Source organism: Pseudomonas sp. B3G-3, from assembly GCF_028640915.1.
GTDB lineage: Bacteria > Pseudomonadota > Gammaproteobacteria > Pseudomonadales > Pseudomonadaceae > Aquipseudomonas > Aquipseudomonas chlororaphis_I.
Genome location: NZ_JAQZAB010000057.1, coordinates 165,415 through 191,614, shown reverse-complemented (window position 1 = coordinate 191,614; position 26,200 = coordinate 165,415). Strand labels below are relative to the sequence as shown.

At 61.0% G+C, this 26,200-nt stretch carries 25 protein-coding genes and 1 tRNA gene; 11 read left to right on the top strand and 15 right to left on the bottom strand.

Translation table 11 applies throughout. The features are described from left to right. Nucleotides 1-77 precede the first annotated feature (77 nt). Nucleotides 78-974: a DMT family transporter gene (locus PVZ80_RS02015; RefSeq protein ID WP_009049735.1), complete on the bottom strand. Its 897-nt coding sequence runs from the start codon at nucleotides 972-974 to the stop codon at nucleotides 78-80. A gap of 132 nt (nucleotides 975-1,106) precedes the next feature. Here PVZ80_RS02015 and PVZ80_RS02010 point away from each other — a divergent pair, with 132 nt between their 5' ends. Both PVZ80_RS02010 and PVZ80_RS02005 read left to right on the top strand, forming a co-directional pair. Next, the gene (locus tag PVZ80_RS02010) at nucleotides 1,107-1,544 is read left to right on the top strand and encodes an Lrp/AsnC family transcriptional regulator (RefSeq protein WP_009049736.1); all 438 of its coding nucleotides are present in this window, start codon (nucleotides 1,107-1,109) and stop codon (nucleotides 1,542-1,544) included. Nucleotides 1,545-1,627: 83 nt separating this feature from the next. Further along, a complete protein-coding gene (locus PVZ80_RS02005; protein WP_036985051.1) occupies nucleotides 1,628-1,957 on the top strand; it encodes a YceK/YidQ family lipoprotein in 330 nt (109 codons plus the stop codon). Nucleotides 1,958-2,078: 121 nt separating this feature from the next. Here PVZ80_RS02005 and PVZ80_RS02000 read toward each other — a convergent pair whose 3' ends face one another. Next, a complete protein-coding gene (locus PVZ80_RS02000) occupies nucleotides 2,079-2,750 on the bottom strand; it encodes a Bax inhibitor-1/YccA family protein (RefSeq protein WP_007929309.1) in 672 nt (223 codons plus the stop codon). Between the two features lie 123 nt (nucleotides 2,751-2,873). Here PVZ80_RS02000 and PVZ80_RS01995 point away from each other — a divergent pair. After that, nucleotides 2,874-2,961 (top strand) — tRNA-Ser (locus tag PVZ80_RS01995). A gap of 151 nt (nucleotides 2,962-3,112) precedes the next feature. On the opposite strand, the gene PVZ80_RS01990 is transcribed toward PVZ80_RS01995, so the two are convergent. The 8 genes from PVZ80_RS01990 to PVZ80_RS01955 all read right to left on the bottom strand — a co-directional run bounded on the left by PVZ80_RS01990 (nucleotide 3,113) and on the right by PVZ80_RS01955 (nucleotide 8,302). Next, nucleotides 3,113-3,547 (bottom strand): GNAT family N-acetyltransferase, encoded by a 435-nt coding sequence (locus tag PVZ80_RS01990; protein ID WP_124301859.1) that lies wholly within the window; start codon nucleotides 3,545-3,547, stop codon nucleotides 3,113-3,115. Between the two features lie 208 nt (nucleotides 3,548-3,755). After that, a complete protein-coding gene (locus PVZ80_RS01985; RefSeq protein WP_016701863.1) occupies nucleotides 3,756-4,331 on the bottom strand; it encodes a hypothetical protein in 576 nt (191 codons plus the stop codon). Between the two features lie 311 nt (nucleotides 4,332-4,642). Continuing rightward, on the bottom strand, nucleotides 4,643-4,834 hold the full coding sequence (locus PVZ80_RS01980) for a hypothetical protein (protein WP_016701864.1): 192 nt from the start codon (nucleotides 4,832-4,834) through the stop codon (nucleotides 4,643-4,645). A 130-nt stretch (nucleotides 4,835-4,964) separates the two neighbouring features. After that, a complete protein-coding gene (locus PVZ80_RS01975; protein WP_009049741.1) occupies nucleotides 4,965-5,381 on the bottom strand; it encodes a bleomycin resistance protein in 417 nt (138 codons plus the stop codon). 83 nt (nucleotides 5,382-5,464) lie between these two features. Beyond that, nucleotides 5,465-5,701: a hypothetical protein gene (locus tag PVZ80_RS01970; RefSeq protein WP_028682827.1), complete on the bottom strand. Its 237-nt coding sequence runs from the start codon at nucleotides 5,699-5,701 to the stop codon at nucleotides 5,465-5,467. A gap of 153 nt (nucleotides 5,702-5,854) precedes the next feature. Then, complete coding sequence (locus tag PVZ80_RS01965) at nucleotides 5,855-6,178, bottom strand: hypothetical protein (protein ID WP_169751699.1); 324 nt, start codon at nucleotides 6,176-6,178, stop codon at nucleotides 5,855-5,857. Nucleotides 6,179-6,349: 171 nt separating this feature from the next. Further along, on the bottom strand, nucleotides 6,350-6,622 hold the full coding sequence (locus PVZ80_RS01960) for a hypothetical protein (RefSeq protein WP_009049744.1): 273 nt from the start codon (nucleotides 6,620-6,622) through the stop codon (nucleotides 6,350-6,352). A gap of 108 nt (nucleotides 6,623-6,730) precedes the next feature. Further along, on the bottom strand, nucleotides 6,731-8,302 hold the full coding sequence (locus tag PVZ80_RS01955; RefSeq protein ID WP_041986203.1) for a L,D-transpeptidase family protein: 1,572 nt from the start codon (nucleotides 8,300-8,302) through the stop codon (nucleotides 6,731-6,733). Between the two features lie 141 nt (nucleotides 8,303-8,443). Between PVZ80_RS01955 and PVZ80_RS01950 the strand changes: the two genes are divergently transcribed. Further along, nucleotides 8,444-9,157: a murein L,D-transpeptidase catalytic domain family protein gene (locus tag PVZ80_RS01950; protein WP_009049746.1), complete on the top strand. Its 714-nt coding sequence runs from the start codon at nucleotides 8,444-8,446 to the stop codon at nucleotides 9,155-9,157. A 12-nt stretch (nucleotides 9,158-9,169) separates the two neighbouring features. On the opposite strand, the gene PVZ80_RS01945 is transcribed toward PVZ80_RS01950, so the two are convergent. Next, nucleotides 9,170-10,528: an HD domain-containing phosphohydrolase gene (locus tag PVZ80_RS01945; protein WP_009049747.1), complete on the bottom strand. Its 1,359-nt coding sequence runs from the start codon at nucleotides 10,526-10,528 to the stop codon at nucleotides 9,170-9,172. A 213-nt stretch (nucleotides 10,529-10,741) separates the two neighbouring features. Here PVZ80_RS01945 and PVZ80_RS01940 point away from each other — a divergent pair, with 213 nt between their 5' ends. From PVZ80_RS01940 to PVZ80_RS01915, 6 genes are all read left to right on the top strand, one after another. Next, entirely contained in the window at nucleotides 10,742-13,018 is a 2,277-nt protein-coding gene (locus PVZ80_RS01940) for a GGDEF/EAL domain-containing response regulator (protein WP_273863362.1), read from the top strand. Continuing rightward, a complete protein-coding gene (locus PVZ80_RS01935; RefSeq protein ID WP_273863361.1) occupies nucleotides 13,015-14,883 on the top strand; it encodes a GGDEF and EAL domain-containing protein in 1,869 nt (622 codons plus the stop codon). Before PVZ80_RS01940 ends, PVZ80_RS01935 begins: the two co-directional genes overlap by 4 nt. A gap of 25 nt (nucleotides 14,884-14,908) precedes the next feature. Next, nucleotides 14,909-15,862 carry a cytochrome-c peroxidase gene (locus PVZ80_RS01930; RefSeq protein WP_103331607.1) on the top strand — a complete coding sequence of 318 codons (954 nt, stop codon included), beginning with the start codon at nucleotides 14,909-14,911 and terminating at the stop codon, nucleotides 15,860-15,862. Continuing rightward, nucleotides 15,859-17,670 (top strand): DAHL domain-containing protein, encoded by a 1,812-nt coding sequence (locus PVZ80_RS01925; protein ID WP_028682825.1) that lies wholly within the window; start codon nucleotides 15,859-15,861, stop codon nucleotides 17,668-17,670. Before PVZ80_RS01930 ends, PVZ80_RS01925 begins: the two co-directional genes overlap by 4 nt. Then, entirely contained in the window at nucleotides 17,667-19,073 is a 1,407-nt protein-coding gene (locus PVZ80_RS01920; RefSeq protein ID WP_016701872.1) for an ATP-binding protein, read from the top strand. The genes PVZ80_RS01925 and PVZ80_RS01920 overlap by 4 nt, the downstream gene beginning before the upstream one ends. Before the next feature lie 326 nt (nucleotides 19,074-19,399). Continuing rightward, nucleotides 19,400-21,583 carry a TonB-dependent siderophore receptor gene (locus PVZ80_RS01915; protein ID WP_273863360.1) on the top strand — a complete coding sequence of 728 codons (2,184 nt, stop codon included), beginning with the start codon at nucleotides 19,400-19,402 and terminating at the stop codon, nucleotides 21,581-21,583. A 12-nt stretch (nucleotides 21,584-21,595) separates the two neighbouring features. Here the strand turns inward: PVZ80_RS01915 and PVZ80_RS01910 are convergent, their stop codons facing one another. The 3 genes from PVZ80_RS01910 to PVZ80_RS01900 form a co-directional block, all read right to left on the bottom strand. Then, nucleotides 21,596-21,994: a hypothetical protein gene (locus tag PVZ80_RS01910; RefSeq protein ID WP_016701874.1), complete on the bottom strand. Its 399-nt coding sequence runs from the start codon at nucleotides 21,992-21,994 to the stop codon at nucleotides 21,596-21,598. A gap of 259 nt (nucleotides 21,995-22,253) precedes the next feature. Beyond that, a complete protein-coding gene (gene mqo / locus PVZ80_RS01905; RefSeq protein ID WP_038633613.1) occupies nucleotides 22,254-23,900 on the bottom strand; it encodes a malate dehydrogenase (quinone) in 1,647 nt (548 codons plus the stop codon). Between the two features lie 712 nt (nucleotides 23,901-24,612). Continuing rightward, nucleotides 24,613-24,948 (bottom strand): hypothetical protein, encoded by a 336-nt coding sequence (locus PVZ80_RS01900; protein WP_016701875.1) that lies wholly within the window; start codon nucleotides 24,946-24,948, stop codon nucleotides 24,613-24,615. 481 nt (nucleotides 24,949-25,429) lie between these two features. Between PVZ80_RS01900 and PVZ80_RS01895 the strand changes: the two genes are divergently transcribed. Beyond that, nucleotides 25,430-25,666 (top strand): DUF6555 family protein, encoded by a 237-nt coding sequence (locus tag PVZ80_RS01895; protein ID WP_009049757.1) that lies wholly within the window; start codon nucleotides 25,430-25,432, stop codon nucleotides 25,664-25,666. A 90-nt stretch (nucleotides 25,667-25,756) separates the two neighbouring features. Here PVZ80_RS01895 and PVZ80_RS01890 read toward each other — a convergent pair whose 3' ends face one another. Beyond that, nucleotides 25,757-26,005: a DUF1652 domain-containing protein gene (locus PVZ80_RS01890; RefSeq protein WP_009049758.1), complete on the bottom strand. Its 249-nt coding sequence runs from the start codon at nucleotides 26,003-26,005 to the stop codon at nucleotides 25,757-25,759. Nucleotides 26,006-26,200: the final 195 nt, after the last annotated feature.

The following is a 26,200-nucleotide window of genomic DNA, read 5'->3' as shown; positions in this document are numbered from 1 at the left end:
ACTCGGCGGAACGGGATAGAAGGACCGCAGAGTAGCAAACAATCGCCCAGTCACAGCGCCTGAGTGGACCGCGGCGCTTACTGCGCCGCCACCCGACGACGCAAGCCCAGGCTCCAGCCCTGCTGCATGCCGGCCGCCGCCAGCAGGATGGCGATCACGCCGATCCATTGCAGCAGCTCCAGGCGATGGCCGAAGGCAAACCAGTCGACGAAGATCGCCGCAATCGGGTAGATGAACGACAGCGCGCCGGTCAGTGCGGTCGGCAGTTTCTGGATCGCGCCGTACAACAGCACGTACATCACCCCGGTGTGCACGATGCCCAGGGTCAGCAGGCTGGCCCAGGCACCCGGCGCCGTGGGCAGCGCGGAAAGATTGGCCCAGGGCGCCAGCAGCAACACCCCGGTGCAGACCTGGATCAGCGCGATCAGGTGCGGCGGCGTGCCGGTCAGGCGCTTGATCAGCAACGCGGCGAAGGCGTACAGCAGGGCCGCCCCCAGCGCCAGGGCGATCCCCAGCAGATAATCATTGCCCCCCGCGCCCTGCTCGCCATGGGCACTGACGATCGCCAGCATCCCGGCAAAGGAAATGCTCAGCCAGAACAGTTTCTGCGCGGTGATTTTCTCGCCGAGAAACAATGCCGCCAGCCCCACCAGCATGAACGGCTGGACGTTGTAGACCGCGGTGCCGATGGCGATCGAGGCCCGGGAATAGGAGGCGAACAGCAGCACCCAGTTGCCGACGATGGCGACACCACTGAGCACGGCGAGGAGAAAGGTGGTGCGCGTCAGGATGCCGGGGCGCAGAAAACCGAAGCCGGCGCAGATCAGCAGCAGGGTCGCGGCGCCGAACACGCAGCGCCAGAACACCACGTCCAGCACCGGCTGCCCGGACACCAGCACGAACCAGCCGATAGTCCCGGAAATCAACATGGCAGCGGTCATTTCCAGTGAGCCGCGGCGTAACAATTTGTCCATGATCACTCTCCTCAACAAGAGCCAAAAGTATGACAATCGGCTCCTGCCCCGCTCAAGACTCAACGGCAGGCTAAACTCGGCTTACACCTTTTTTATCAAGGTATTTCTTAGGTTTTACCTAATGAGGCTGACATGATCGACGAAATTGACCAGGCGCTGATCAGCGCCCTGATGGAAGACTCACGCCGTTCGCTCAAGGCGCTGGCACAGATCAGCGGGCTGTCGTCACCCAGCGTCGCCGAACGCCTGCGACGCCTGGAAGAGCGCGGCGTGCTCAAGGCCTATACCGTCGAAGTCGACCCCAGGTTCTTCGGCTATCAGTTGCAGGCCATCGTGCGCATCCGGCCGCTGCCGGGGAAACTCCAGGAAGTCGAACGCCAGATCCTGGCCATCCCCGAGTTCACCGAATGCGACAAGGTCACAGGCGAAGACTGCTTTATCGCCCGCCTGCATGTGCGCGACATGGAGCAACTGGACAACCTGCTCGACCACCTCAACAGCTGCGCGGAAACCAACACCGCGATCGTCAAGAAAAGCCCGGTGAAACGGCGATTGCCGCCGATGGCGTAATGCATGAGCTCACGCACGGCGCTTGTCCCCTGGCGCCTAAAAACTGACTAGACTCAGGGCCTCATCGACGAAGGACTCGCACCGTGAAAACCTGTTTTCTGTTGCTGGCGGCATTGATGCTCTCGGGCTGTGGAACCATCGATACCGTCTTCAGGGAGGATGCGGTGGCCAGCCAGAAACTCAAGGAGCGAAAATCGTACTGCGGTGGAGTCCCGCGCATCTACAGTGGCGTGACTTATGACTTCTGCAGCATGCACGCCCCTGTGCCAGAAAACGGAAGAACTCCCACCGGCCCTGCCTCGACCCAAGGCATGCTGCTCGACATGGCCGTTTCAGGCGTGCTCGACACCTTGCTGCTGCCCTACACCATCTATCAACAACAAACCGACGGCAGCCTGATCATTGCCGAGTAGCGCTCCTGGACGGCAACAAACTCTGCGTGCGCTGCCACGACCCGGCTTGACCCTGGCCGGGCGACCAGATCGCAGACAACAAAAAGCCCGCCGAAGCGGGCTTTTTTTTCAAGGCTGGCGATCAGTCGTCGCGGCCCATGATGCCGAACAGCTGCAACAGGCTGACGAACAGGTTGTAGATCGATACATACAGGCTGATGGTCGCCATGATGTAGTTCCGCTCGCCGCCATGGATGATGGCGCTGGTCTGGTACAGGATGCACACCGAGGAGAACAGCACGAAGCCCGCGCTGATCGCCAGTTGCAGGCCGCTGATCTGGAAGAACAGGCTGGCCAGCGTCGCGCCCAGCAGGACGAAGAAACCGGCGGTGATGAAACCACCGAGGAAGCTCATGTCCTTGCGGGAGATCAGCACGTAGGCCGACAGGCCACCGAACACCAGCGCGGTCATCGCAAAGGCCGAGCTGACCACTTCCGCGCCGCCCTGCATGCCCAGGTAACGGTTGAGGATCGGGCCGAGCAGGAAGCCCATGAAACCGGTCAGGGCAAACGCCGACACCAGGCCCCAGGCCGAATCACGGAGTTTGTTGGTGAGGAAGAACAGACCGTAGAAACCGATCAGCACCACGAAGATGTTCGGATAACCGACCCGCATCTGCTGGGCCACGTAAGCCATCACGCCACTGAAGGCGAGAGTGAGAGCGAGTAGGCCGTAGGTGTTGCGCAGGACGCGGCTAACTTCTAGCTGCTCGGCCTGCACGCTGTTATTAACTGCGTAATCCTGTTCGCGCATGGCGACACTCCTGTTGGTTTGAAACGTTCAGTGGCAAAGATCATAACAGACGCTCTGCAACAAGCCATGCACAGAGTTTGACAGTGTGTTTCATTCAGGTATTATGGCGCCCGCAACAAAAACGGAGGTGTGGCCGAGTGGTTTAAGGCAACGGTCTTGAAAACCGTCGACTGTAACAGGTCCATGAGTTCGAATCCCATCGCCTCCGCCATATTCGTCACGCTAAAGCCCCGATTATTCGGGGCTTTTTCGTTTCTGGGGTTTGAGGATCGATGCTGCTTTTGGGAGTCCCTCCGCAAAGGTAACCAGCGTCGACAGAGCAACATGGATGGTGAAGACCTTGCCGCCGTTGTTGTGCGGAGTTAATTCAAAAATTTCACAAAAATCAGCTCTGGATCACCAGGGTCAAGATTCTCCACAGTCCCGCTGTATTGATATCCACTCTGTACCAACAATTGCCGCATGGGTGTATTGGACGTGTTGGTCGAAGTGAAGATCTTTCTGGCAGAGGAGCAATGCTCCAAGTGAGCAATGACTTGCCTACCTGCACCAGAACGTCTATGAGCGTTTGAAACGACTACAAGCGGGATGAACCACTCCCCGAAAAAGCTTTTGTCCAAGCAGCCGTAACCGATCGGGACACGGGGATCGTTCGGCTCACAAGCAACCCAGCATTCGCCCGAGCCTACTACCCTTTCTATTTGTGCTCGACGGCCGTGGTCTTTTGCCGCTATAGGATCCACACGCACCAACCATTCGATATCGCTCAAGACGGCCTGTCTGATTTGCCAATTCATGATCGCGTCCCTTCGGTCAAATTCGCCGGAGTTTACTTCAGCTCCGATGCCCCAGATGCTATTACGCTCAGCGATAGTTCTGATGCAAAGCGCAAATTCGACCATGAACGGGCTAATTGACGCTGGTTACACTGGGTACGCCGAAGGTCCAGTGCCTCTACAGCACGCTATACGGCACTCGCAGCACAATGCATGACAGATCCAAACCTCACTTGCTGCCAGTGCGCGACCACTCATCATCCATAGCGCCCGCGGTATTGGCGACTATCAGCGCCACGACACAGGCAAACAACGCGAACACGGCAAAGACCCCCATCACATGCAAGTAAGGCAGTGCGTTATTCCACGCTCGAGCCACCCCCAGGAAGGCGGCAAATAACCAGCCACTCATGGAGAGCGCGCCCAAGAGAGCAAGGCGAGTACGGGCGGAGTTGGGTAACGAGGCAAAAGGAGCCTTCTGCAGCAGCGGGAAACCGATCCGATGCAACAAAGCGCCGTTGAGGCTAAGCAGCGCGACGACACTGGCCTTGGCCCAGAGTTTTTGATTGAGCAGATACGCACTGCCCTCATAGAGGTAGCCTTGGAGCACCAGCAACAAGCCACTTCCCCAAAGAGCCAATAGCGCGAGCATGACGATCTTTTGAGTCTCGTCGAGGTACTCACGCTGCACCTGGCCCAGCACATCCTTGCGCCAGCTCCAGAGCTTTTGATCAGCCTGTAACACCCTCCCCAGAGCAATACAGGTGGCAATCAGATGACCATACACGAGTAGCATTTTGAGCATTACCTTGACCTTATTCTTATGTGGGCAATGCACTCCCTCGCACCCTTGATTTGAAACTAAATGATACGTACTCATATTTGTATCAACAAGTTACCTGCCCAGCCGTCCATCTGGATCTGGAATCGTCTGGCCGGCGCCTACGGCATACATTTGCCCTTGAAAACCGGCTTGTACCTGCATCGAGAAAGTCTGAGGGTCGAGTGCTCAATCGATACCACAGAGCACCGTCATCATGGGTATAACGGTCGGCAGACCTTGGTCATGTGCAAGGAGAAGGATGCAAAAAGCCCGGCACTATGGCCGGGCTCTGGTTATTTTCTGGATTCCATCATCTTGTCGGCGAGCATCTTGGCTCTTTCGATCAACAGGTTCTGCCTGTCTTCGTGAGTGGCCTCTCCTACGACCGGTGCCGTCAGGTTGCTTTCGGCAATCAACGCAGCGCAGAAGTATTGATCCCAGACTCTTTGTTCCGACGCCTGCTTGCTTACTTGGTCGGCGATCATATGGGACTCCTTTTGACGAGGTAGCACCGCCATTTTACGCCTGAATCGCGGGCAACCCCTGCCGTAACGGATAGCCGGCAAATGGCGTGATACCTGTCGAACCGTTCGAGCTTCCGGTGCTGTTTGGCAGTTATTTCACGCCAATATCTTCTGCAAAACGAAGCAGATAACCATCAGGGTCCAGGACCAGGAAATTCCTCTGCCCGAATTGCCGGTCATTGCTGCGGTACCAATGCTCTTCGACGGATCTCCTGATCGCGCAACCAGCCTTCTCCAGTGCACAAACCAGGGCAAAGGCATCCGGACACTCGATGGAGAGGTTCATGCCACGTCCGTAGGGAGGCTCCAGGGGGCCCACACGCCAGGGTGAATCGTCATGCCAGTCCTGCTCCAGCATGATCTGGCTGTTGCCAAAGGAGAGAAAGGCAAACTTGTCTTCGGGTCGGTCGTACTCGACCCTGAAACCCAACACGTCACAGTAGAAATACAGACTCTGCTGCAGGTCCGAAACGATCAGTTCCGGCACCAGGGCGTTCAACTTGAACATGCTCTAGCATCCATTCAGTTCCTTGGCCGGCCAATTTACCTGGTTCTCTGCATGCCGGCTTATTTAGCGCGCGGCATGACCTGTCATTGCACCTTCTGCTCGCTGCCAATCTTCTTGGCCCTGTCGATCCCCCACTCAAACGCATCCTCCATATCCAGGCCATCCGGGGCCAGGTCATTATCCTCGACAATAACGCTGCCATCCGGCTTGTAGATGCCAATGAACATCTTGAGCGAGCCATCTCTGAGGATCTCTGATCGCACCTTGATCTTGCACCCATTGGAAAGGGTTTCACTGTGGTTCAAATGGCGCTCAGTCATGGCCGCATCCCTCAGTAAATGAAGTTCGAGTAAGGCACAGCCCATTGATTCATGCCAGTCGATAGGCCCCCATCAAGAGTTAGAGACAGATTTTCCGAAGGCCATAAAAAGCCCCGCACAAGTGGCGAGGCTGTTTTTGTATCTGTCAGCGCTTCAGCCGGCAGGTTTCAGTGGCGCCGGGGCGGCCATGACATAACGGGACATCAGGTAGGCGACCAGGCCGCCCAATGCCGCGCCCGCCGCATCGGCCAGAAACAGCGCCAGTTGAGAGGCCGAATGCTGGTAGACCCTGCACATCGCCACCCAGGCGTTTTCCATGAAGCCGGAAGCCCAGTCCCACCCACAGGGGTACACCATCAAGAAGGCCAGCCCGGCGAGGGTGATCCATCCGGACAACCTGGACGGGGCTTGCGAGAAGACGAACCGGGCCAGCTGGCAGATACCGACAAAGAGCCAGGCCGCCAGCATGCTTCTCATGAATTGATCGAATAACTCGAAAAAGGCCATGGCAACCTACGCTGAAAAATCACCGAACGATGATAGCCATTCGCGTCGCCATAAAAAACCCGGCGCAATGGCCGGGTTTTCATCAATCGCGTAGCGGTGCCTGCGGCTGGAGCCGCGAATCCGGCCCTGTGCCGGGCCCCTTTATCGGCCTGCGGCCTGGCAGGCTCCTGCGCCCTCTTCCCCCACGCCTCCCGCGACCTGGACCAGGGCTTCCAGCAAGGCCTCGGTATGGTTGATCGATTCCCGGATCTCATCGAAGGCATCCTCCAGATCGCGCACCCTCGCTGTCGCCGAAGCGCCGCACAGGGCTTGCTGGATCTGGAACTCATCCTGCTTGAATTGCAGGACATTGGCCCGCAGCCCTTCGATACGAAGGGACAGCTGCGAGATGTGGTGGCGGCGACGCTGAACCATTTCGGTTCTCCTTTATGGCCCTCTTATTTATTCAGATCGTCGCGCACCGGCGGATGTTCAGCAGTTCCTGACCAAAGGCACAGCGCTCCCATGCCCATGGCCAGGCGCTCAAAGCTTGCTGTTCAGCGCCACCAGCAAGGCCGCGTCCCGTCCGTAGATGTCCGGGGCATAGGACAGCTGGCCATGGCTGTCGGCTTGCGCCGTCCAGTACGTGAGCAGGATGGGTACCGGCGTCGACAGCCTGAACTCATGCGTGAGCCCGGTGCTCAGCAACTCGTCGGTACGCACCCGCTCCGCCGGACTCACCAGCAGATCGCGCAGCTGCAACGCATGCTCGACCCGTACGCAGCCCGAACTGAAGGCCCTCGGCCCCTTGTTGAACAACGCCTGGCTGGGCGTGTCGTGCAGGTACACCGAGAATGGGTTGGGGAACCGGATCGCCATCTGCCCCAGCGGGTTTCTCGGCCCGGCCTCCTGGCGCAGGAGGATATTGCCGGGGTTGTCCCAGTCGATATCTTCCACCGCCAGGGGATGCCCCTCGCTATCGAGCACCTGCAGGTTCTGCCGATTAAGGAAGGACTGGTCACGGCGAATTTCCGGCAGTTTGTCTTCGCGGAAAATGGTCGGCGGCACCGTCCAGGTCGGGTTCAGGGTCAGGCGCGTGACCTGGGATTTCAGCAAGGGCGTCTGGCGCTCGGCACGCCCCACCTGGGTCCGGGTCTGCCACACCGGTACGCCGTCCTGATAGACGATCAACTGCGCCGCGGCCAGGTTGACCAGCAGGCTGTCGGGTTCCATGTCCTGCGCCAGCCAGCGAAAGCGTTCGAGGTTGATGCGCAGCTGTTCGCGGCGCATCTGCGGGCTGATATTCAGTTCATTCAAGGTCCCCGCACCGATCACCCCGTCGGCTTGCAGCGAATGGCTGAGCTGGAAGCTTTTCACCGCGCTCACCAGGTCGCCGCTGTAAAGGGTATCGCCCTCGTTGCCAAGGGTGTTCAGGTATCCCTCCTTGAACAGCCGTTGCGCCAACTCCGGCACCCGCGCGTCCTGCATCTGCGGACGCAGCAGCGGCCCGCTGGGCAGCGGTTGCCAATGGGGCAACTCCAGTTGGCGCTGCTGGGCATACAGCTGGCGCAGGTTCTGATATTGCTCGAGGCTCGGCCGCGCCAGCGCGAAGGCCGCCGGGATGTCTTGCAGGCCGGGCCCGGCAATGGCGAGCACCTGCGCCTGGCGATCCAGCTGCAAGGGGTGGGCGTGCCACATCGGCTCGAAACGGGCTTGCGACAGACGGCCGTAATGCAGGTCATGCAGGGCTTGCAGGTAATGCTGGCTGAAGCTCAGGTCGGCGCACAGCGCGTCGCCCGCGAGCGCGCTGGCCGGTGACCGGTAGTCGGCCGGGTCCAGGCCATCGTCGGCCAGTTGCTGCAACTGTGCCTGCAACGCCTCCAAACGTGCGCTGGACGACCAGAGCGGCTGGTCACCCTGCTGTTGGTAAAAGGCCTGTAGCAGGCTCTGGGCGGGAATGTCCAGGTGCGCCGCCAACCCCGGACAGGCAGCGGACAATCGAGTGAATACCAGTTGCACAGGGTTCTCATGATTGACCGGTACATCCTGAGCAGTCGCGACCAACGGCGCAGCGAGCAGGAAAAGGCTCAAGTAACATGCGTGTTTTTTGAACAACTGCTTTACTCCAATCATGGCCATCATGGTGATGGTCAACCTCGGCAGTGGCTGCGAAAAATCGTCCAACCACCTGTAACCAGAACTGCCAGAAGAGCGATAGGACGTCGGGAGCCAAAGTGACTGTGGGGACACTCTAGAATGCTGACCTTTCTGCGCCGGCTCTGCCTGGCAATGACCACCCTAGGCGCGATCTGCAGCCCCGCGCTCGCCGCCAACAACACGACTCCGCTGCTTTACAACAGCCTCGCCCACGCCGCTCCAGAACTCAATCCCCAAGTGCTGAAAAGTGCCTTGAGCGCCATGCAATGCGCCGTCAACAGCGGCGCCAGGCAGGCCCGGCACCTGGCGGTCATCGACTATTCGCAACCTTCCACCGCCCGCCGCCTGTGGATCTTCGATTTGAATAAAAGAACCCTGGTGCTGCGTGACCTGGTCGCCCACGGGCAGAAATCCGGGGAAAACTTCGCCACCCAGTTTTCCAATCGCATGGGCAGCTTCCAGTCCAGCCTCGGCCTGTTTCGTACCCAGGAAAGTTATGAAGGCAGCCACGGTTATTCGCTGCGCATGGACGGCCTGGAACCAGGCTTCAACGACCTCGCCCGCGATCGGGACATTGTGATTCACGCGGCCGACTACGTGAGCCCCCTGTGGAGCCGACGCCAAGGGCGCATCGGCCGCAGCCTGGGTTGCCCGGCCGTGCGGCCACAGGTGGCACGCCAGGTGATCGACCGCCTCAAGGACGGTCAGTTCATGTTTTCCTGGTACCCCGACCAGCAATGGCTGAAATCCTCGCCCTATCTCAACTGCCAGCCACGCCAGGTGGCCAGCATTGTCGCCGCCAGCGGCGGTTAATCCGTTCGTCCCTCAACCGGCGGCTAAGGCCGCCGTTTCCGGCTCTTCGGGTATTTTGACGAAGATGCTGTATTTGGCCCCTTCCATCGCTTCGAAAGCGATGAGTTTGTCCACCAGCGGGCCGCTCAGCACCTTGCCGGCATTGAGCAGCAGCATGCCGTTGTCGGCATTCAGGTTGCGCGCCAGGGTCATGCCGGCAGCCAGGTCCCGGGTGGTCAGGACCCTGACCGTCGGATCGGCCAGGGTGACATCGTTCTGATAGGCCGCGCAGACGCCAACGAAGTCCTCCACCAGGTCCGGATCGTAGAGTTTACCGGCGTATTTGCGAATGAACAGCAGCGCCTCATCGCTGTTCATCTGCCGTTCGAGGATCAGCCCACGCTGCAACTCGATGAAGTCCACGGCCAGCTTGAGCCAGCGCGAGCCCAGCGGAATCGCCTCGCCCTTGAGATGATCGGGAAAACCACTGCCATCCCAGCGCTCCTGGTGATGCAGGATGATGCGCGCCGCGTCTTTCATCGGCTCCAGGGTCATCAGCAGCGATTCGCTCTGTTTCGGGTAGGCGCGGTACAGGTCGCGCTCGGTGTGGTGCAGCAGATCCGCCGGCGCGGTCATCATGCTGTCGGTCCAGCTCAGCTTGCCGATGTTGTACAACGCGGCGGCCATGGTCATGTCGCGGCTTTCGCTTTCATCCAGGCCATGGGTGATGCAGTAGACGCGAATCAGTTCGATGATCTGCCGGTTGGTCTGCTTGGCCTTGGGCAAGCGCAGGTTCGCCAGCAGCGAAAACACCTCGGTGCCGGTCACGTAGCTGCGCTTGAGCTCTTCATAGGCCAGGTCGAGCATGTCGGCGGTCTGTTGCAGCTCGGCGGTGCGCGCCGCAACGCGCTTTTCCAGGGTCGAGTTGAGGCTCTTCAGTTGCTCGTTCTGCTGCCGGGTCAGCGCTTCCAGACGCAGGCGCTCGCTTTCGGAATGGTGATGGGCCAGGGCCTGGCGCAGCGTCACCAGCATGTCCTCGTCGTTCCAGGGCTTGCTGATATAGCGATGGATCTGTCCTTCGTTGATGGCCTTGGCGATCAACGTCATGTCGGCATAACCGGTGAGCAGGATGCGCAGCGTCGATGGATAACGCTGATGGATATGGGCCAGCAAGGTCGCGCCGTCCATGCCCGGCATCCGGGCGTCGCTCATGACCACGTCGACCGGCCGCTGTTCGAGGATTTCCAGGGCCTTGGTACCGCTGTCGGCCAGCAGGATGTCGTAAGGCTGGCTGCGTAACAGCCGGCGAAGGCTATTGAGAATCGATTCCTCATCGTCGACCAGCAGTACCGTCGATCTGTCCTGGGCTGCGCCCGCTGTATGTTCTTCCATGTCTCCCCCTCCCCTTTGACTTCGATCAGACCTGCCTTCTGGGACAGGCTAGATGACTTGTAGCGTTTCGGCATGGATTTGACGCCGGCCGATTAGCGCATACAGGGGAGCCTGACTATGCTCAAGGCGAAAATGGATTGCATGTCCAGGAAGCAGGAAGGGAAGCCCGATGAGCCTATCTATAAGGTCCCCGCGCTGGGTTGGAGCACGACGATGATGGCGTCGGCAGACCGGACCAACCGGCGAATTCTGATCGTCGACGACACGGCGTCGATCCACGAGGATTTTCGCAAGATCCTCGCCGCCACGGATGCCCCCGAAGACGGCCTCAGCGACGCCGAGGCCGCCCTGTTCGGTACGCCCGTGAGTGCCGCGCTGGAGCACTTTTTCCTCGACTCGGCATTCCAGGGCCGGGAGGCGCTGAACATGGTGCAAGCGGCGCTGGAACGCAATGCGCCCTACGCCATGGCCTTCATCGACATGCGCATGCCGCCTGGATGGGACGGCCTGGAAACCATCGAGCGGCTGTGGCAGGTCGACCCCAAGCTGCAAATCGCCCTGTGCACCGCCTACTCCGACTACTCGTGGGAAGACATCGCCGAGCGCCTGCAACTGGGCGACCGCCTGCTGATCCTGAAAAAGCCCTTCGATGCCATCGAGATCCGCCAGATGGCCAGCGCCCTGACCGTCAAATGGCAGATGACCGAAGACGCCGCGCTGAAAATGGACCAGTTGGAACAGGCGGTCGAGGAACGCACCCGCGAGCTGGCCGATGCCAACATCATCGTGCAGAACAGCCCCACCATCCTCTATCGCCTGCGCGGCGAGCCGTCGTTCAAGTTGATGTACATCTCCCACAACATCACCAAGTTCGGCCATGTGGCGGCGCAACTGGTGGCCTCGGCCGATTGGGCCCAGACGCTGATCCACCCCGATGACCAGGCCAAGGTCGAGAGCGCCATGCTCCGGGTCCTCGACCGGGATGTGGCGGGAGCGTCCATCGAGTTCCGCATGCGCACCGGCGACGGTGCCTTCCGCTGGGTGGAAAACCGCTACATCCCGGTGCGCAACGACCAGGGCCAACTGGTCGAAGTGGAAGGGATCATCCTCGACATCACCGAACGCAAGCTAGCCGAAGAAAAGATGGCCCTGATGGCCCGCACCGACAGCCTGACCGGGCTGGCCAACCGCGCCACTCTGATCGAGCGCCTGCACCAGGCATTCGCCGCGGCCCGGCGGGGATCCTCGCCCTTCGCGATGTTTTACCTGGACCTGGACCACTTCAAGCGCATCAACGACACCCTCGGCCACCCCATCGGCGACCTGTTGTTGCAGGAAGTGTCCCGACGTATCAGGGCCTGTACCCGGGAAAACGATGTGGTGGCGCGCCTGGGTGGCGACGAGTTCGCGATCCTGCAACTGGACGTCGACGAGGCCACGCACTGCGCCGCGCTGGCGACGAAAATCCGCGACACCCTGGTGCTGCCCTACTCGCTGGAAGGCAACGAGGTGCGCATCTCGGTGAGCATCGGCATCAGCCTCTACAGCCCGCAGACCCTGAGCGCCGACAGCCTGATGGCGCAGTCGGACATGGCGCTGTACCGCTCCAAGGACCAGGGCCGCAACCAGTTCCATTTCCACAGCGAGGAAATCAACCGGGAAGTCACGGAGCGGGTGACCCTGGCCAACGACCTGAAACTGGCCCTGGAACGCGACGAACTGCACCTGCATTACCTGCCGGAAGTCGATCTCGGTACCGGCAGGATCCTCGGCATGGCAGCGCAGGTCCGTTGGCTCCACCCCCGGCGCGGCTGGCTCGAGGCCGAGGATTTCATGCCCGCGGCCGAGAAGACCGGCATCGTCATCGCCCTCGGCCATTGGCTGCTGGACCAGGCTTGCCGGCAGATGAGCGCCTGGCGAGACCAGAACGTGGCGCCGCCGTTGATTGCGATCCATCTGTCCCTGGTCCAGCTCAAGACCGGATCGGAACTGATCTACGACGTGCTGCGCACCACCGCGCGCTGGGGCCTGTGCCCGTGGGACCTGAGATTCGACGTCACCGAGGGCACCCTGGCCCAGACCAAGTGGACCCACAACGATATCCTGCCGAGGTTGTGCGAGCTGGGCGTGAAGATCGCCATCGACGATTTCGGCACCGAGTATTCCTCGTTCGACTACCTCAAGACCTACAGGGTCAACCACCTCAAGCTTGCCCAGCGTTTTCTCGACAGCGCCAGCAGCGACCCGGACAACGCCATGACGCTGCGGGCCATCCTCAACTTCGCCCGCGAGGTGGGGATCGGGGTCACCGCTGAAGGGGTGGAAACCCAGGAGCAGCGCACGACCCTGATATCCAGCGGCACGCCACTGGGGCACTCACTTGGTACGGCAGTCGACAGCGACCAGGCTGGCGAACTGCTCAAGGCCAGGTCTGTCGCTATGGATGGCAGTGCCTGGTCGGCGGATCCCACGTCGGAGCATTTCAGGTGAGCCCTTTATCCGTGGCGCCCAATCGGCGGATTCTGATCATCGACGACACACCGGCGATCCATCAGGACTTTCGCAAGATTCTCAGCCCCGAAGACGAAGGGCTGTTGGGCAGCACCGAAGCCTTGCTGTTCGGCGTCAACAGCAGGCCTCACCAGCACTTCCAGATCGACTCCGCCTACCAGGGCGAAGAGGCCGTGGAACTGGTCAAGCGCGCCCAGGCCGAAGGCCGGCCGTATGCCCTGGCTTTCATCGACATGCGCATGCCACCCGGCTGGGATGGCCTGCAGACCGTCGAACGTCTCTGGAAAACCGACCCGCAGTTGCAGATCGCTTTATGCACGGCGTTCTCCGATTACTCCTGGGAAGCCATGGCCGAGCGCATCGAGTTCGGCGACCAGCTGTTGATCCTGAAAAAGCCGTTCGACAGCCTGGAGATCCGCCAGATGGCCAGTGCCCTGACCTGGAAGTGGCAACTGGCGCAGGACGTGGCGAGCAAGATGCGCAACCTGGAACAGACCATCGAGGAACGGGTCCAGGAACTGCTGAGCGTGTCGCACCTGCTGCATTACGATGTGCTCACCGGGCTGCCCAACAGCACCTTGCTGGGCGACCGCCTGACCCAGCACCTGTCACAGTCACGCCGTCATGACCGCAAGCTGGCGGTGATGTTCATCGGCCTGGACCGTTTCAAACGCATCAACAATGCCCTCGGGCACCCGGCGGGAGACGAAATGCTCAAGCTCGTCGCCCAGAGCCTGGCGGCGGCGGTGCGCGAGTCCGACTCGGTGTTTCGCTACGGTTCGGACGAGTTCGTGGTGATTCTCGGCGACATCCTGCATCCGCAGCAGACCCGAGGGGTGGCCGAAAAACTCCTGGCCGCCGTCAATACCCCTCACTCCGTGGCAGGCCACGACCTGACGGTCACCGCCAGCCTGGGCATCAGCATCTACCCCGACGACGGTTCCGATGCCGTAACGCTGATCAAGAAGGCCGAGACCGCCATGCGCAACGTCAAGGATTGCGGCCCCAACGACTTCAGTTTTTTCATCGACGACATGAACCTGCGCGCGCGCCAGCAGCAGACCCTGGAAACCGGCCTGCGCCTGGCGTTGCAGCGCGAAGAGTTCGTCCTGCACTACCAGCCCAAGCTGGACCTGGCCCAGGGCACGGTGGTCGGCGCCGAAGCGCTGGTGCGCTGGAACCGGCCCGGCCATGGCTGGGTGTTCCCCTCGGCCTTCATCCCGGTGGCCGAAGACAGCGGATTGATCGTCGCCCTCAGCCAATGGGTATTGCGCCAAGCCTGCCTGCAATCCCAGGCCTGGCAAAAGCAGGGCCTGCCCCCCATCTGCATGTCGGTGAACGTGTCGGCCATCGATTTTCGCCAGCGCGACTACGTCGAGCGTCTCACCCGCACGCTGACCGAGACCGGGCTCGCCCCGAAGCTACTGGAGCTGGAAATCACCGAAAGCGTGCTGATGCAGAACGTCGACGCCACCATCGCCACGCTCCGCGCCATCAAGCAACTGGGCGTGCGCCTGGCCATCGACGACTTTGGCACCGGCTACTCGAGCTTGAGTTACCTGCAGAAGTTCCCGGTCGACGTGCTGAAGATCGACCAGTCGTTCGTGCGTGACCTGGGTACCGACAGCAACGACGCGAAACTGGTCAGCAGCATCATCGACCTGGGCAAGAGCCTCAACCTGAGCATCATCGCCGAAGGGATCGAGACCCTCGAGCAACTGGACTTCCTCAAGCGCCACCATTGCGAGGAAGGCCAGGGCTTCTACTTCAGCAAGGCCGTGGAGCCCGACGCCTTCGCCCGTTTCCTGGTCGACTCCCTGCAACCTCACCTGCCCCATCCATGAAGTTGTGCCTGGTAAGGAAACCTCCATGTTGTCACTCGTCTTACTCCTTTCGACTGGCTTGCTGTTCGCTCCAGGCGCCGCGGCTGCGCCACTGGAAGGACCGCTCAAACCCCTCCCCGCAGTTCCGGTGCTGGACAGCAAACGGGTCGAACTGGGACGACGACTGTTCAACGACCCACGCCTGTCGGTGAACAACAGCCTGTCATGCGCCAGTTGCCATCGCCTCGACCAAGGTGGTGCCGACACCGTCCCGCACTCCCTGGGTTTCGATGGCAAGCCGGTGGTGGTCAATACCCCGAGCGTGTTCAACGCCAGCCTGAACTTCCATCAGTTCTGGGACGGTCGGGTCGAGACCCTGGAAGATCAGGTGCATATCGTGGTGCAGAGCCCCAGTGAAATGGGCAGCGACTGGAAAGTCGTGGTACAGCGTATCGCCGACGACCCAGCCTATCGCACCGCCTTCGCCGACGCCTACCCCGACGCCGTGACCCAGGGCAATATCCAGGGCGCCCTGGCCGACTACGAGCGCACCCTGCTCAGCGTCAACTCGCGCTTCGACCAGTACCTGGCGGGCAACACCGAGATCCTCGACATCGAGGAAAAGTACGGCTACCAGCGCTTCCAGGAATACGGCTGCATCGCCTGTCACCAGGGGGTGAATATCGGCGGCAACATGTTCCAGAAATTCGGCGTGCTCGGCGACTACTTCGCGGCCCGGGGCAATCCGACCGAGGCCGACCTGGGACGGTTCAATGTCACGGGCGAAGAAGAAGACCGCAATGTGTTCAAGGTACCGAGCCTGCGTAACGTCGCGGTCACCGCGCCGTACTTCCACGACGGTTCGCAAGCCACCCTCGAAGGCGCCGTGACGGTGATGTTCAAGTACCAGTTGGGGCGTACACCGTCCGAGGAAGACAAACGCCTGATCGTCAAGTTTCTCAAGACCCTGACCGGCGAGTGGGAAGGCAAACCCTTATGAAAGTATCCCGTCGCGTGAGCATCCTGCTGCTGTCCGCCCTGGCGGTCCTGCTGGCTTCGATCCTGTTGTTTCTCTACCTCAAGTCCAGGTCCGACCAGACCGTGACCTACACCGAATCCCGCGACCTGATCCGCCAGATCAAGCAGCAGGATTCGCTGTGGGAGAACGAAATACTCAAGGCCAGGGTGGCCATCACCCACAACTACGACCCACTGGTTTCACCCCTGGGCGAAATGACGCGCCTGTGGCAGAAATTCGACTCGATAGAGGCGCAGAACCAGCGCAACGATTCGCCGCTGTGGCGCAACGCCCATGACGGCTACCTGAGCGCGATAAAGGAAAAGACCCGGCTGGTGGAACAGTTCAAGTCGCACAACTCCGTGCTGCGCAACTCCCTGGCCTTCCTGCCGACCGCCGAGGACGACATCCAGCAGGAGCTGGCGCAACTGCAGGACGTGGACAAATTGCAGTTGCAGAACATCGCCACCGATACCTACGACCTGTTGCTCAGCAGCCTGGAGTTCGCCCAGGTCACCTCCGCCGACCGGGCCGCGGACATCCTGGTGGGCCTGAACAAGCTGGCGGTCAACAAGGAGCGCTTGCCCACAGACTTCCATGAGCTGATCGATACCCTCAGCAACCATGTCGGGCTGATCCTGCGCGAGCAACCCAAGGTCAACCGCCTGCTCGAGGAAATAGAAGTGGTGCCGGTCGACGAACGCCTGGACGACATCACCGTCCTGCTCAACCGCGACCAGCAGCAGGCCGAGACCGTCGACCAGCAGTACCATTTCTACCTGCTGCTGTTTTCCGCGCTGCTGGTGCTGCTGCTGATCTGGCTGGGCATCCGCCTGATCCGCAGCTTTGCCGAGATCAACCAGATGAACCGGGCCCTGGTGACCGCCAACGACGAACTCGAGCAAAGGGTCGAAGAGCGCACGCGCCAGCTCAAGGACACCCAGAGCGAGCTGCTCGACACCGCCCGCCAGGCCGGCATGGCGGAAATCGCCACCAACGTCCTGCACAACGTCGGCAACGTGCTCAACAGCGTGAACATCTCCGCCGACCTGGTCAGCCGCAAGCTGCGCAACAGCAAGGCCCAGGGGCTGGGCAAGGCGATGCAACTGATCAACGAACACAAAGAGGACCTGGGCAGCTTTCTCACCGAGGATGCAAAAGGCAAGTTGCTGCCCGGTTACCTGAACCAGCTGGTCGAGGCCATCGACCTGGAACAGCAAGGCATGACCGAGGAGCTGACGCAACTGAGCAAAAGCGTCGATCACATCAAGGACATCGTCGCCACCCAGCAATCCTATGCGGGTGCCAGCAGCCTGCTGGAACCCCTGTCGATCAGCGAACTGCTCGAAGACGCGCTGCGCATGAACTCCGGCGCCCTCACCCGCCACCATGTGACCGTGCTCAAGGATTACGCCGATGTGCCGCGGATCATGGGCGACAAACACCGCCTGCTGCTGATCCTGATCAACCTGATCAGCAACGCCAAGTACGCCATGTCCGACCTGGCCAACCAGACGCGCAACATGACCCTGGCGGCAGCGGTGGTCGACGGCGAAACCTTGCAGATCAGCGTGCGCGACGAAGGCGAAGGCATCGCCCCGGAAAACATGACCCGCATCTTCGCCCACGGCTTCACCACCCGTAAGGAAGGCCATGGGTTCGGCCTGCACAGTTGCGCACTGGCGGCCATCGAGATGAATGGCCACCTGACCGCCCACAGCGACGGTCCGGGCAAAGGCGCGCTGTTCGTCCTGCAGATCCCCTTGATCCCCGCCGAAGGTGAGTCATGAACAACCCGATAAACCGGCGCGTCCTGCTGATCGACGACACCCCTGCGATCCACGACGACTTCCGCAAGATCCTCACCCCCAAGACCGGCGACAGCGCCGACCTCGATGCAATGGAAAGCACGCTGTTCGGCAGTGCGCCGAAAACCGCCGCCACGGTGTTCGAACTGGACTCGGCCTACGGTGGCCAGGAAGGCCTGGGCAAACTGCTGGAGGCGGCGAGCAAGGGCCAGCCCTATGCCCTGGCCTTTGTCGACATGCGTATGCCCGATGGCTGGGATGGCGCGCAAACCATCGAAGAGTTGTGGAAACACGACCCACTGCTGCAGGTGGTGGTGTGCACCGCCTATTCCGACTACTCCTGGGACGAGTTGCTCGATCGCCTGAACGGTCATGACCGCCTGCTGATCCTGAAAAAGCCCTTCGACAATATCGAAGTCCAGCAGATGGCCAACACCCTCACCACCAAGTGGGAAATGACCTTGCGCGCGCAGCTGCAGATGAGCGAGCTGGAAGAACGGGTGGAGCAACGCACCCTGGCGTTCAAGCAGGCCAGCGCCGCGCTGCAACGGGAAATCGACGAGCGCAAGCTGCTGGAAAGCCAGCTGGTGCAATCGGAAAAGCTCGCCTCCCTGGGCCAGTTGGCCGCCGGGGTCGCCCACGAAATCAACAACCCGATCGGCTTCATTTCCTCCAACCTCGGCGCCCTGGACAATTACTTCAAGCGCTTGCAGGAGATGCTCGAGGCTTACGCCAACGCCGAAACCGGGATCGGCGCCAGCGAGCTGCGCGATCGGCTGAAACAGCTGCGCACGGACATCGAGCTGGATTTCCTCCTCGAGGACATTCCATTGCTGATCAAGGAGTCCAAGGACGGCATCGGCCGGGTCAGCCAGATCGTCAAGGACCTCAAGGACTTTTCCCGGGTCGATTCGACCCAGGAATGGCAATGGGCGAACCTGCAACAGGGCATCGACTCGACCCTGAACATCGTCGCCGCCGAGATCAAGTACAAGGCCGACGTGATCAAGGAATACGCCGAGCTGCCGGAGGTCGAGTGCCTGCCTTCGCAGATCAACCAGGTGGTGATGAACCTGATCGTCAACGCCGCCCAGGCCATGGGCAACGAACGGGGCACCATTACCCTGCGCAATGGCGTCGAGGGCGAAAACGTATGGATCGAAGTGGCCGACAACGGCTCGGGCATCCCGCCGGACAGCCTGCAGAAGATCTTCGACCCGTTTTTCACCACCAAGCCCGTGGGCCAGGGCACAGGGCTGGGGCTGTCGCTGTCCTACGGCATCGTCAAGAAGCACCGCGGCGACATCTCGGTGCGCAGCGAGGTCGGTGTCGGCACCACCTTCCGCGTCGAGCTCCCGGTACACCAGAGTCGAAAGGCCGGCTGAACGACCCCACGCTATCGCCTCTGTAGGAGCCAGGCTTGCCGGCGATCCAGGCAGTGCGGTGGGTCAGGCAGGCCGCGATCGCGGGCAAGCCTCGCTCCTACAGGGACCGTGCATGCCGCGGGCCCGATCTCTTGTATGATGGCGCGCTTCAAGAATGGGTCGCGGATTTCGTCTTGCCAATGACCACCGGAGCAAATCCGGCCTGACGCCTTCAGGGCACACAGCGCTTCCCCCGTCTTAAACAGCACGATGCTTTCCCGAGCGCGCCTGGACCTCCGTGCCTGGTATTCGCCGGGGCCGGGATCGCCATCGTCGAGGAGCTTTTCATGGATATGCTTTACCGGGCCTCCCGCCAGGGGCTGCCCGCCCCGCGGTTCGCGCGCAATCTGCTGAGCCTGCTGCTGGCCGGTGCCGCACCCGTGACCCAGGCCGCCGAAACCGAATTGCCGGCGCTGACCGTGACCGGCGAAGACCGCTCCGGTTATCAGGCCAGCAGCGCCGCGGTCGGTGGTTTCGAATCGGCTCCCCTGCTCGATACGCCGGCCTCGATTGCGGTGATCAACGAAGACTTGATCAAGGACCAGCAGGCCCGCCTGCTCAGCGAGGTGCTGAAGAACGACGCCTCGGTCGGCGAAAGCTACGCGCCGGTCGGCTACTACGAGAACTTCACGGTGCGCGGTTTCTCCCTGAACGCCGCCAACAGCTACCGGATCAATGGTCGCAGCATCACCGGCGAGCAGAACGTCGGCCTGGAAAACAAGCAGCAGGTGGAATTGCTCAAGGGGCTGAACGGCCTGCAGAGCGGCGTCAGCGAACCCGGCGGGCTGATCAACTACGTGACCAAGCGCCCCACCGACGTGCGCTCGGTCACGGTCTCCACCGACGATCGCGGCAGCGGTTATGTGGCCACCGATGTCGGCGGCTGGTTCGGCAGCGAGCAGCAGTTCGGGCTGCGCGCCAACCTGGCCCACGAGGACATCCACTCTTACGTCGAACACACCAATGGCCAGCGCGACTTCGCGTCCCTGGCCTTCGACTGGAACATCAGCCCCGACGCCCTGTTGCAACTGGATGTCGAGTACCAGACCAAGGAACAGCGTTCGGCCCCGGGCTATCAGTTGCTCGGCGGCTCCAGCCTGCCGCACCACGCCTCGCCGAAAAAGCTCCTGGCGCACCAGAGCGGCTCGAAGCCGGTCAGCACCGACGCGCTGAACCTCAACGGCAATTTCGAATACCGCTTCAACGATCAATGGAAAGGCAACCTCAGCGCCTCGCGCAGCCGGGTGGTGATCGACGACTACAGCTCGTTCGCCTGGGGTTGCTATGGCGCCGCCAGTTGCGCCGGCACAACGGTGCCCAATCACTTCAGCCCCGAGGGCGACTACGACATCTACGACTTCCGCAGCCCCGACGATACCCGGCGCAACGATGAGGTGCAGGCCGTCCTCAGCGGCAGCTTCGACACCGCCGGCCTGGGCCACGAACTCAGCGTCGGGACCAGCGCGTTCCGCCGCGTGGTAGACAAGCGCGACCCGATCAACCAGATGATCGGCAGCGCCAATATCAACGGCAAACCAGCGGATTTCGCCCGCTACGACGGACCGCTCAACGACGCCTATCGCCGCCTGGACAGCCGCCAGTACGGGCTGTTCTTCAACGACCGCATCAGCTTCAACGAACACTGGCAGACCGTGCTCGGCGGGCGCGAAGTACGCCTGGACGAGGAAACCTTCGACAGCCAGGGCGACACCACCCGCCACACCCAGCGTTATGTGTTCCTGCCCCAGGCCGCGCTGATCTATAAGCCGGTGCAGAACCTGGCGCTGTACACCCGTTACAGCAAGGGCCTGTCCCTGGGCGGCGAAGCGCCGTGGTTCGCCAGCAATGCCTTCGAGATCCTCGCGCCCACCGTGTCGCGGCAGATCGAGGCCGGCATCAAATACGACTGGCAGCGCATCAGCCTGGCCGCGGCGCTGTTCCAGATCCGCCAGGCCTACCAGTATTCCCGGCCGAATGGCGACGGCACCTTCACTTTCACCCAGCAGGGCGAACAGAAGAACACCGGGCTGGAACTCTCGGCCAATGGCTGGGCCACCCAACGCCTGCAAGTCTCGGCCAGTGTCGCGGCGATCCGCGCGCGGGTCACCGGCAGCGACACCCCGGAGTACGAAGGTCACCAGGCGCTCAACGTGCCGACCCTGCGCGCCAGCCTCTATGGCGACTACGCCCTGCCCTGGTTCGACGGTTTGGCGCTGCTTGGCGGGGTGCAGTACAGCGGTCGCAAATACGCCAACCGCGAGGGCGAAGTGCAGACCGGCAGCTACGCCGTGTTCAACATCGGCAGCCGCTACAGCACCCGGATCGACGGTTACGACACCGTGTTCCGGCTGACCGTGGACAACCTGTTCGACAAGCGCTACTGGCGCGATGCTGGTGAATACATGGGCGATGGCTACCTGTTCCAGGGCGCGCCCCTGACCGCGCGCTTGAGTGCCTCGATCAACTTCTGATCGGGGCCAGGCCTACTGGAAGGCGTCGACCAGGACGTCGAAAATCATCCGATTCGAGGTCCTGACCAGCAGCAGATCGGAACCCGCGCGCCACCACTGGTAACCGTCGTAACGCGGCAACTGCCGGACCAGCCTGGGGTTCAAGCGTCGCGATTGCTGCGCGGGCAACGTCCTGCCCCGGCGAAGGTTCTGCCTGATGTCCGCCGGCAGGGCCGCGGTCGGGCTCCAGTCCCGCTTCGAAGCCTGCAACAGCGTTTTCACCTGGTAGTAGTTGACCACGGGAAGACGCTCCCAATTCGCATGATCGTTGGAGTACCGCGCGTTCGCCTGCGCGCCAGGCGCAGCGTCGGCATCCAGCGGGATCGATAGCAGAATCGAGACGATCGAGATTAACGAGCCAGCTCTGAACATCGCCTTCTCCAGGCATCATTGCGTCGAGCTTATGGAAAGGGATTCCCCGGCAATAGTTCCCGGGCAGGCGTGACCTGGATGTTTCGGTCAGCAAGGCGCCATGGGCGCAAGGCAGGGTCGCAGGACGCGAGGGCAAAGGCGCTTGAGCGCGCCGCACAAACAAAAACGCCGCTCCTGGGAGCGGCGTTTTTTTTAACCTGGAACGAACAGCGGGTTCCGGGTATTGGCGGCATCCAACAGTGTTGGGCGCAGCCGGGTATTACAGAGCCATGTCAGCCGACGGGTTGCTCTCTTGCGCTTTCGGCTTGTCGCCAGCCGGCTGCTGAGGAGCAGCGGTCTGACCGATGGCCGGTGGCGGAGTCAATTGCAGCACTTCGCTGGTGTAGGCCCACTCTTGAGCGACACGCTCAGGACTGCCGTTGAGCTGGGTACCGTAGCTCGGCACGATCTGGTGCAGCTTCGCCTGCCAGGCAGGCGTCGCGACCTTGTCCTTGAAAACCTTCTCCAGCACGCTGAGCATGATCGGCGCGGCGGTCGAAGCACCTGGCGAGGCACCCAGCAGGCCGGCAATGCTGCCGTCCTTGGCGCTGACAATCTCGGTGCCCAGTTTCAGCACGCCACCCAGCTGCTCGTCGCGCTTGATGATCTGCACGCGCTGGCCGGCCTGCCACAGACGCCAGTCTTCAGCCTTGGCGTTAGGGAAGTACTCTTTCAGGGCATTCAGGCGGTCTTCATCCGACAGCATCAGCTGGCCGGCGAGGTACTCGACCAGCGGGTACTCCTTGATGCCGACCTTGGTCATAGGCCAGATGTTGTGAGTGGTGGTAGTGGTCAGCAGGTCGAGGTACGAACCTTCCTTGAGGAACTTGGTGGAGAAGGTCGCGAACGGGCCAAACAGGATCACACGCTTGCCGTCCAGCACGCGGGTGTCCAGGTGCGGAACCGACATCGGTGGAGCGCCGACCGACGCCTTGCCGTAGGCCTTCGCCAGGTGCTGCTCGGCGATCGCCGGGTTCTCGGTCACCAGGAACGAACCGCCCACAGGGAAACCGGCATATTCCTGGGCTTCAGGAATGCCCGACTTCTGCAGCAGGTGCAGGGCACCGCCGCCCGCGCCGATGAACACGAACTTGGCGTCGGTCTGGGTTTCAGTACCGTCCTTCAGGTTCTTGTACACCACGCGCCAGGAGCCATCTTCGTTACGCTTGATGTCTTCCACTTCGCTCGACAGCTTGAGCGAGAAGTTCGGCTGGGCTTTCAGGTGGCCGACGAACTGGCGGGTGATCTCGCCGAAGTTCATGTCGGTGCCGAGCGGCGACCAGGTGGCGGCGATCTTCTGCTTCGGATCGCGCCCTTCCATCATCAGCGGGACCCACTTCTTGATCTGCTCCGGGTCTTCGGAGTACTGCATGCCGGCGAACAGCGGGCTCGCCTGAAGCGCTTCGTAGCGTTTCTTCAGGAACTTGATGTTGTCATCGCCCCACACGAAGCTCATGTGCGGAGTGGAGTTGATGAACGAACGCGGGTTCTTCAGGACATTGTTCTTGACTTGCCACGACCAGAACTGGCGGGAAATCTGGAACGCTTCGTTGATCTCGATGGCCTTGGCGATCTCGACCTTGCCGTCCTTGTTTTCCGGGGTGTAGTTCAGTTCCGCCAGGGCAGAGTGACCGGTACCGGCGTTGTTCCAGCCGTTCGAGCTTTCTTCGGCAACGCCGTCGAGGCGCTCGACCATTTCCATCGACCAGCCCGGCTCCAGCTCATTGAGCCAGACACCCAGGGTCGAACTCATGATGCCGCCACCGATGAGCAGCACATCCACTTTCTTGGTCTCGGCGGCGTACGCGGAGCTGAGCCCCATCGTCATCGCCAAGCCCAGCAGGGCCGTGTTCACTTTTTTCAACATACAGTAGTTCCTACGATAGAACGCCATCCGCCCCCCCATTCCCGATCATCAGTCGCCCCGGCACCGCCATGGGTTCCCGCACTCAGAAGAACTGAAGGGTGGGCACACAAGGCCGACATGACACTATCGACCTCAGTTTATATGTCGCTCCTGCGCTGACTTCTTATTCGCTATTGGCTTCAGCTACTTGAGTGACACTCTTTTGTTGGGGCGCCTTCGGACAGCATCGATCGACGGTCCGAAACGCCCGCTAAAACCACATTCCCACAGAGAGACTAGTCGGGTGCAACCATAAGGAGTGAGTCAACAACACCCGGTATCACGATCGGCCTGCTGCCAATGCCCCCGATCACCGCCTGACAACGGCAAGGCCACGGGTATCGCAACAGGGATCGCCCCCAACCCTGGCAGCCCTCCTGCTGAAAACGGACATAATGGCCATCATGGGTGGTGGCTAACGCGCCATTGTCTACTGGACGGATAAAGCCGTCAAAAAAACTGTCAGATTTATCCTGTTTTTATGCAGAAAAGCACCTTGATGATTCAAGAACTTGCCTGAATGCGAGCAACTGGGCCCTCCGGACAAGCCCCGGCGAATACCCGGCACAAAAAAGCCCTGAACAGTCAGGGCTTTCTTGTGGGTGGGATCCTGCGGTTCCACGGCAGCGGGCTGTCACTTTGACAGGTCGTTCACGCAAGGCGTGAAGCGGCCTTACAGGCAATCGTGCACGGCCTTTTTCAGCACCGCGGACTTGGCCCAGGGTGTTCCCTGGTAGAGCGAGACCAGGCTGCCGTTCTTCGACTTCACCACTTCCACGACCTCATCCGATGCCAGGCTGCCAGGAGCGGTGATCCGATAACCGTTGGAGATATCGGCCTGGGTGCTCCTGGGCGTCTCACGCTGCCAGGCTGGCAGAACACACTGCGCATAGTCTTTTGGCGTTTTGCCAGTCAGCTCACTGACATTCGGCTTGCCCGGTGCCAAAGCCGTGGGTAACGAACACCCGGCCAACAATCCCATCAGCGACGCCCCTAGCCAAACTCGCATATGTCTTCCTCACCCCTAAAAAATCGAGAAATGTATCATTTGCCCGCGCCGACCGTTAGCAGCACCTGCCTCTTTCGCCGAACGGTCCCCCGCCCGGCGATCATCACCTGACAGCTGTCAAAAAACCGTTAACCCCATCACGTCCCGAACAGGCAAATGGTTCACCCGTTTTGATGCCGCCCCACACGTACCCGGGTTCCCCCTGGGGACCCTGGACAGCGATCCTCGGGTCAGTGCCAGCCGCCATGTCTTTGTCGGGAGCAAGGCGCCCTGGTTCAGCATCACCGACGACCTGGCTCAACATGACACCGATTGAGGGCGGTTGCAGCCAGGCGCGCGTGAGGTGCAGGAGAATGCGGCGAAGCATTTGAGGAACGAACCGCGACTGTTCATAGAGTTCGGATGAGCGGTGCACGCCAACGCGTCCTTTTGGGAATATCTTGAATCGCCAACACCCAAATACAGCCCAAAGGACGCGGCGATGAACAGCATCAAGACTTTCGAAATCCGCTACTGTTTCGCAGGTTCGCAAAGGACCTTCACCTACCAGGGCGCGCGATTGAGCGACAGCGATACCTGGTATCTTGCCTTTCTGCATTCAGGGTGCCTGATTACCCTCGACACCCCCTGCGGCGGGACCTACCGCACCATGCAGACATTCGCCGAGCGCAGTGGCGTCACGCTGGCGAACTGGAGAGAGCTGTCTGAAAAGAACTAGCCCCGCCTCCCCGCAACCGTTCAGACGTCACCTGCCACATTCGCGCAAGGAAGCGCGCTCGACCTGCCCAATGCTCAACGTGTTCAATCACTAGAAACCGCCGGCAAATGCCCGACGCCCCGCCCTGATTTCAGTCCGCAACTCACCGACAAAATTGGCCGCCGCGCGGACACTGGTGAGATGCTCGGTCGATACCCTGGTAATGAACAGGTCGATCCGTCCGCTTTGCGGCTCGAAAACCTTGATCGCCAGGGAGCCGTCGGGGTTGACGGTGCAGGTGCAGGAAAGCGGCAGAAAACCGGACTCCAGGATCTGGCAAAGCTCGTCCATCGAGAGCATGAGAAATTCCTCCTTGGCGACGCCACTTGGAGAGAGTGCCTGTTGAGAATAGGTCACAAGAACGGGGCTCATACCAAGGCATTCAGTGGAAAGTGTTATCCAACACGCATTTTTGCCAAGCCAATCCGCTCAGTGGCATGGCGCGGACATGGCTTCGACCGTCCGTCGCGGCAGCTCCGCCCGGGAGCATTTTGA

Excerpts from the sequence above, each read along its gene's own strand:
- PVZ80_RS02015 (WP_009049735.1), bottom strand. The coding sequence starts at position 974 with ATGGACAAATTGTTACGCCGCGGCTCACTGGAAATGACCGCTGCCATG.
- PVZ80_RS02010 (WP_009049736.1), top strand. The coding sequence starts at position 1,107 with ATGATCGACGAAATTGACCAGGCGCTGATCAGCGCCCTGATGGAAGAC.
- PVZ80_RS02000 (WP_007929309.1), bottom strand. The coding sequence starts at position 2,750 with ATGCGCGAACAGGATTACGCAGTTAATAACAGCGTGCAGGCCGAGCAG.
- PVZ80_RS01990 (WP_124301859.1), bottom strand. The coding sequence starts at position 3,547 with ATGAATTGGCAAATCAGACAGGCCGTCTTGAGCGATATCGAATGGTTG.
- PVZ80_RS01985 (WP_016701863.1), bottom strand. The coding sequence starts at position 4,331 with ATGCTCAAAATGCTACTCGTGTATGGTCATCTGATTGCCACCTGTATT.
- PVZ80_RS01980 (WP_016701864.1), bottom strand. The coding sequence starts at position 4,834 with ATGATCGCCGACCAAGTAAGCAAGCAGGCGTCGGAACAAAGAGTCTGG.
- PVZ80_RS01975 (WP_009049741.1), bottom strand. The coding sequence starts at position 5,381 with ATGTTCAAGTTGAACGCCCTGGTGCCGGAACTGATCGTTTCGGACCTG.
- PVZ80_RS01970 (WP_028682827.1), bottom strand. The coding sequence starts at position 5,701 with ATGACTGAGCGCCATTTGAACCACAGTGAAACCCTTTCCAATGGGTGC.
- PVZ80_RS01965 (WP_169751699.1), bottom strand. The coding sequence starts at position 6,178 with ATGAGAAGCATGCTGGCGGCCTGGCTCTTTGTCGGTATCTGCCAGCTG.
- PVZ80_RS01960 (WP_009049744.1), bottom strand. The coding sequence starts at position 6,622 with ATGGTTCAGCGTCGCCGCCACCACATCTCGCAGCTGTCCCTTCGTATC.
- PVZ80_RS01950 (WP_009049746.1), top strand. The coding sequence starts at position 8,444 with ATGCTGACCTTTCTGCGCCGGCTCTGCCTGGCAATGACCACCCTAGGC.
- PVZ80_RS01945 (WP_009049747.1), bottom strand. The coding sequence starts at position 10,528 with ATGGAAGAACATACAGCGGGCGCAGCCCAGGACAGATCGACGGTACTG.
- PVZ80_RS01940 (WP_273863362.1), top strand. The coding sequence starts at position 10,742 with ATGATGGCGTCGGCAGACCGGACCAACCGGCGAATTCTGATCGTCGAC.
- PVZ80_RS01930 (WP_103331607.1), top strand. The coding sequence starts at position 14,909 with ATGTTGTCACTCGTCTTACTCCTTTCGACTGGCTTGCTGTTCGCTCCA.
- PVZ80_RS01925 (WP_028682825.1), top strand. The coding sequence starts at position 15,859 with ATGAAAGTATCCCGTCGCGTGAGCATCCTGCTGCTGTCCGCCCTGGCG.
- PVZ80_RS01920 (WP_016701872.1), top strand. The coding sequence starts at position 17,667 with ATGAACAACCCGATAAACCGGCGCGTCCTGCTGATCGACGACACCCCT.
- PVZ80_RS01915 (WP_273863360.1), top strand. The coding sequence starts at position 19,400 with ATGGATATGCTTTACCGGGCCTCCCGCCAGGGGCTGCCCGCCCCGCGG.
- PVZ80_RS01910 (WP_016701874.1), bottom strand. The coding sequence starts at position 21,994 with ATGTTCAGAGCTGGCTCGTTAATCTCGATCGTCTCGATTCTGCTATCG.
- mqo (WP_038633613.1), bottom strand. The coding sequence starts at position 23,900 with ATGTTGAAAAAAGTGAACACGGCCCTGCTGGGCTTGGCGATGACGATG.
- PVZ80_RS01900 (WP_016701875.1), bottom strand. The coding sequence starts at position 24,948 with ATGCGAGTTTGGCTAGGGGCGTCGCTGATGGGATTGTTGGCCGGGTGT.
- PVZ80_RS01895 (WP_009049757.1), top strand. The coding sequence starts at position 25,430 with ATGAACAGCATCAAGACTTTCGAAATCCGCTACTGTTTCGCAGGTTCG.
- PVZ80_RS01890 (WP_009049758.1), bottom strand. The coding sequence starts at position 26,005 with ATGCTCTCGATGGACGAGCTTTGCCAGATCCTGGAGTCCGGTTTTCTG.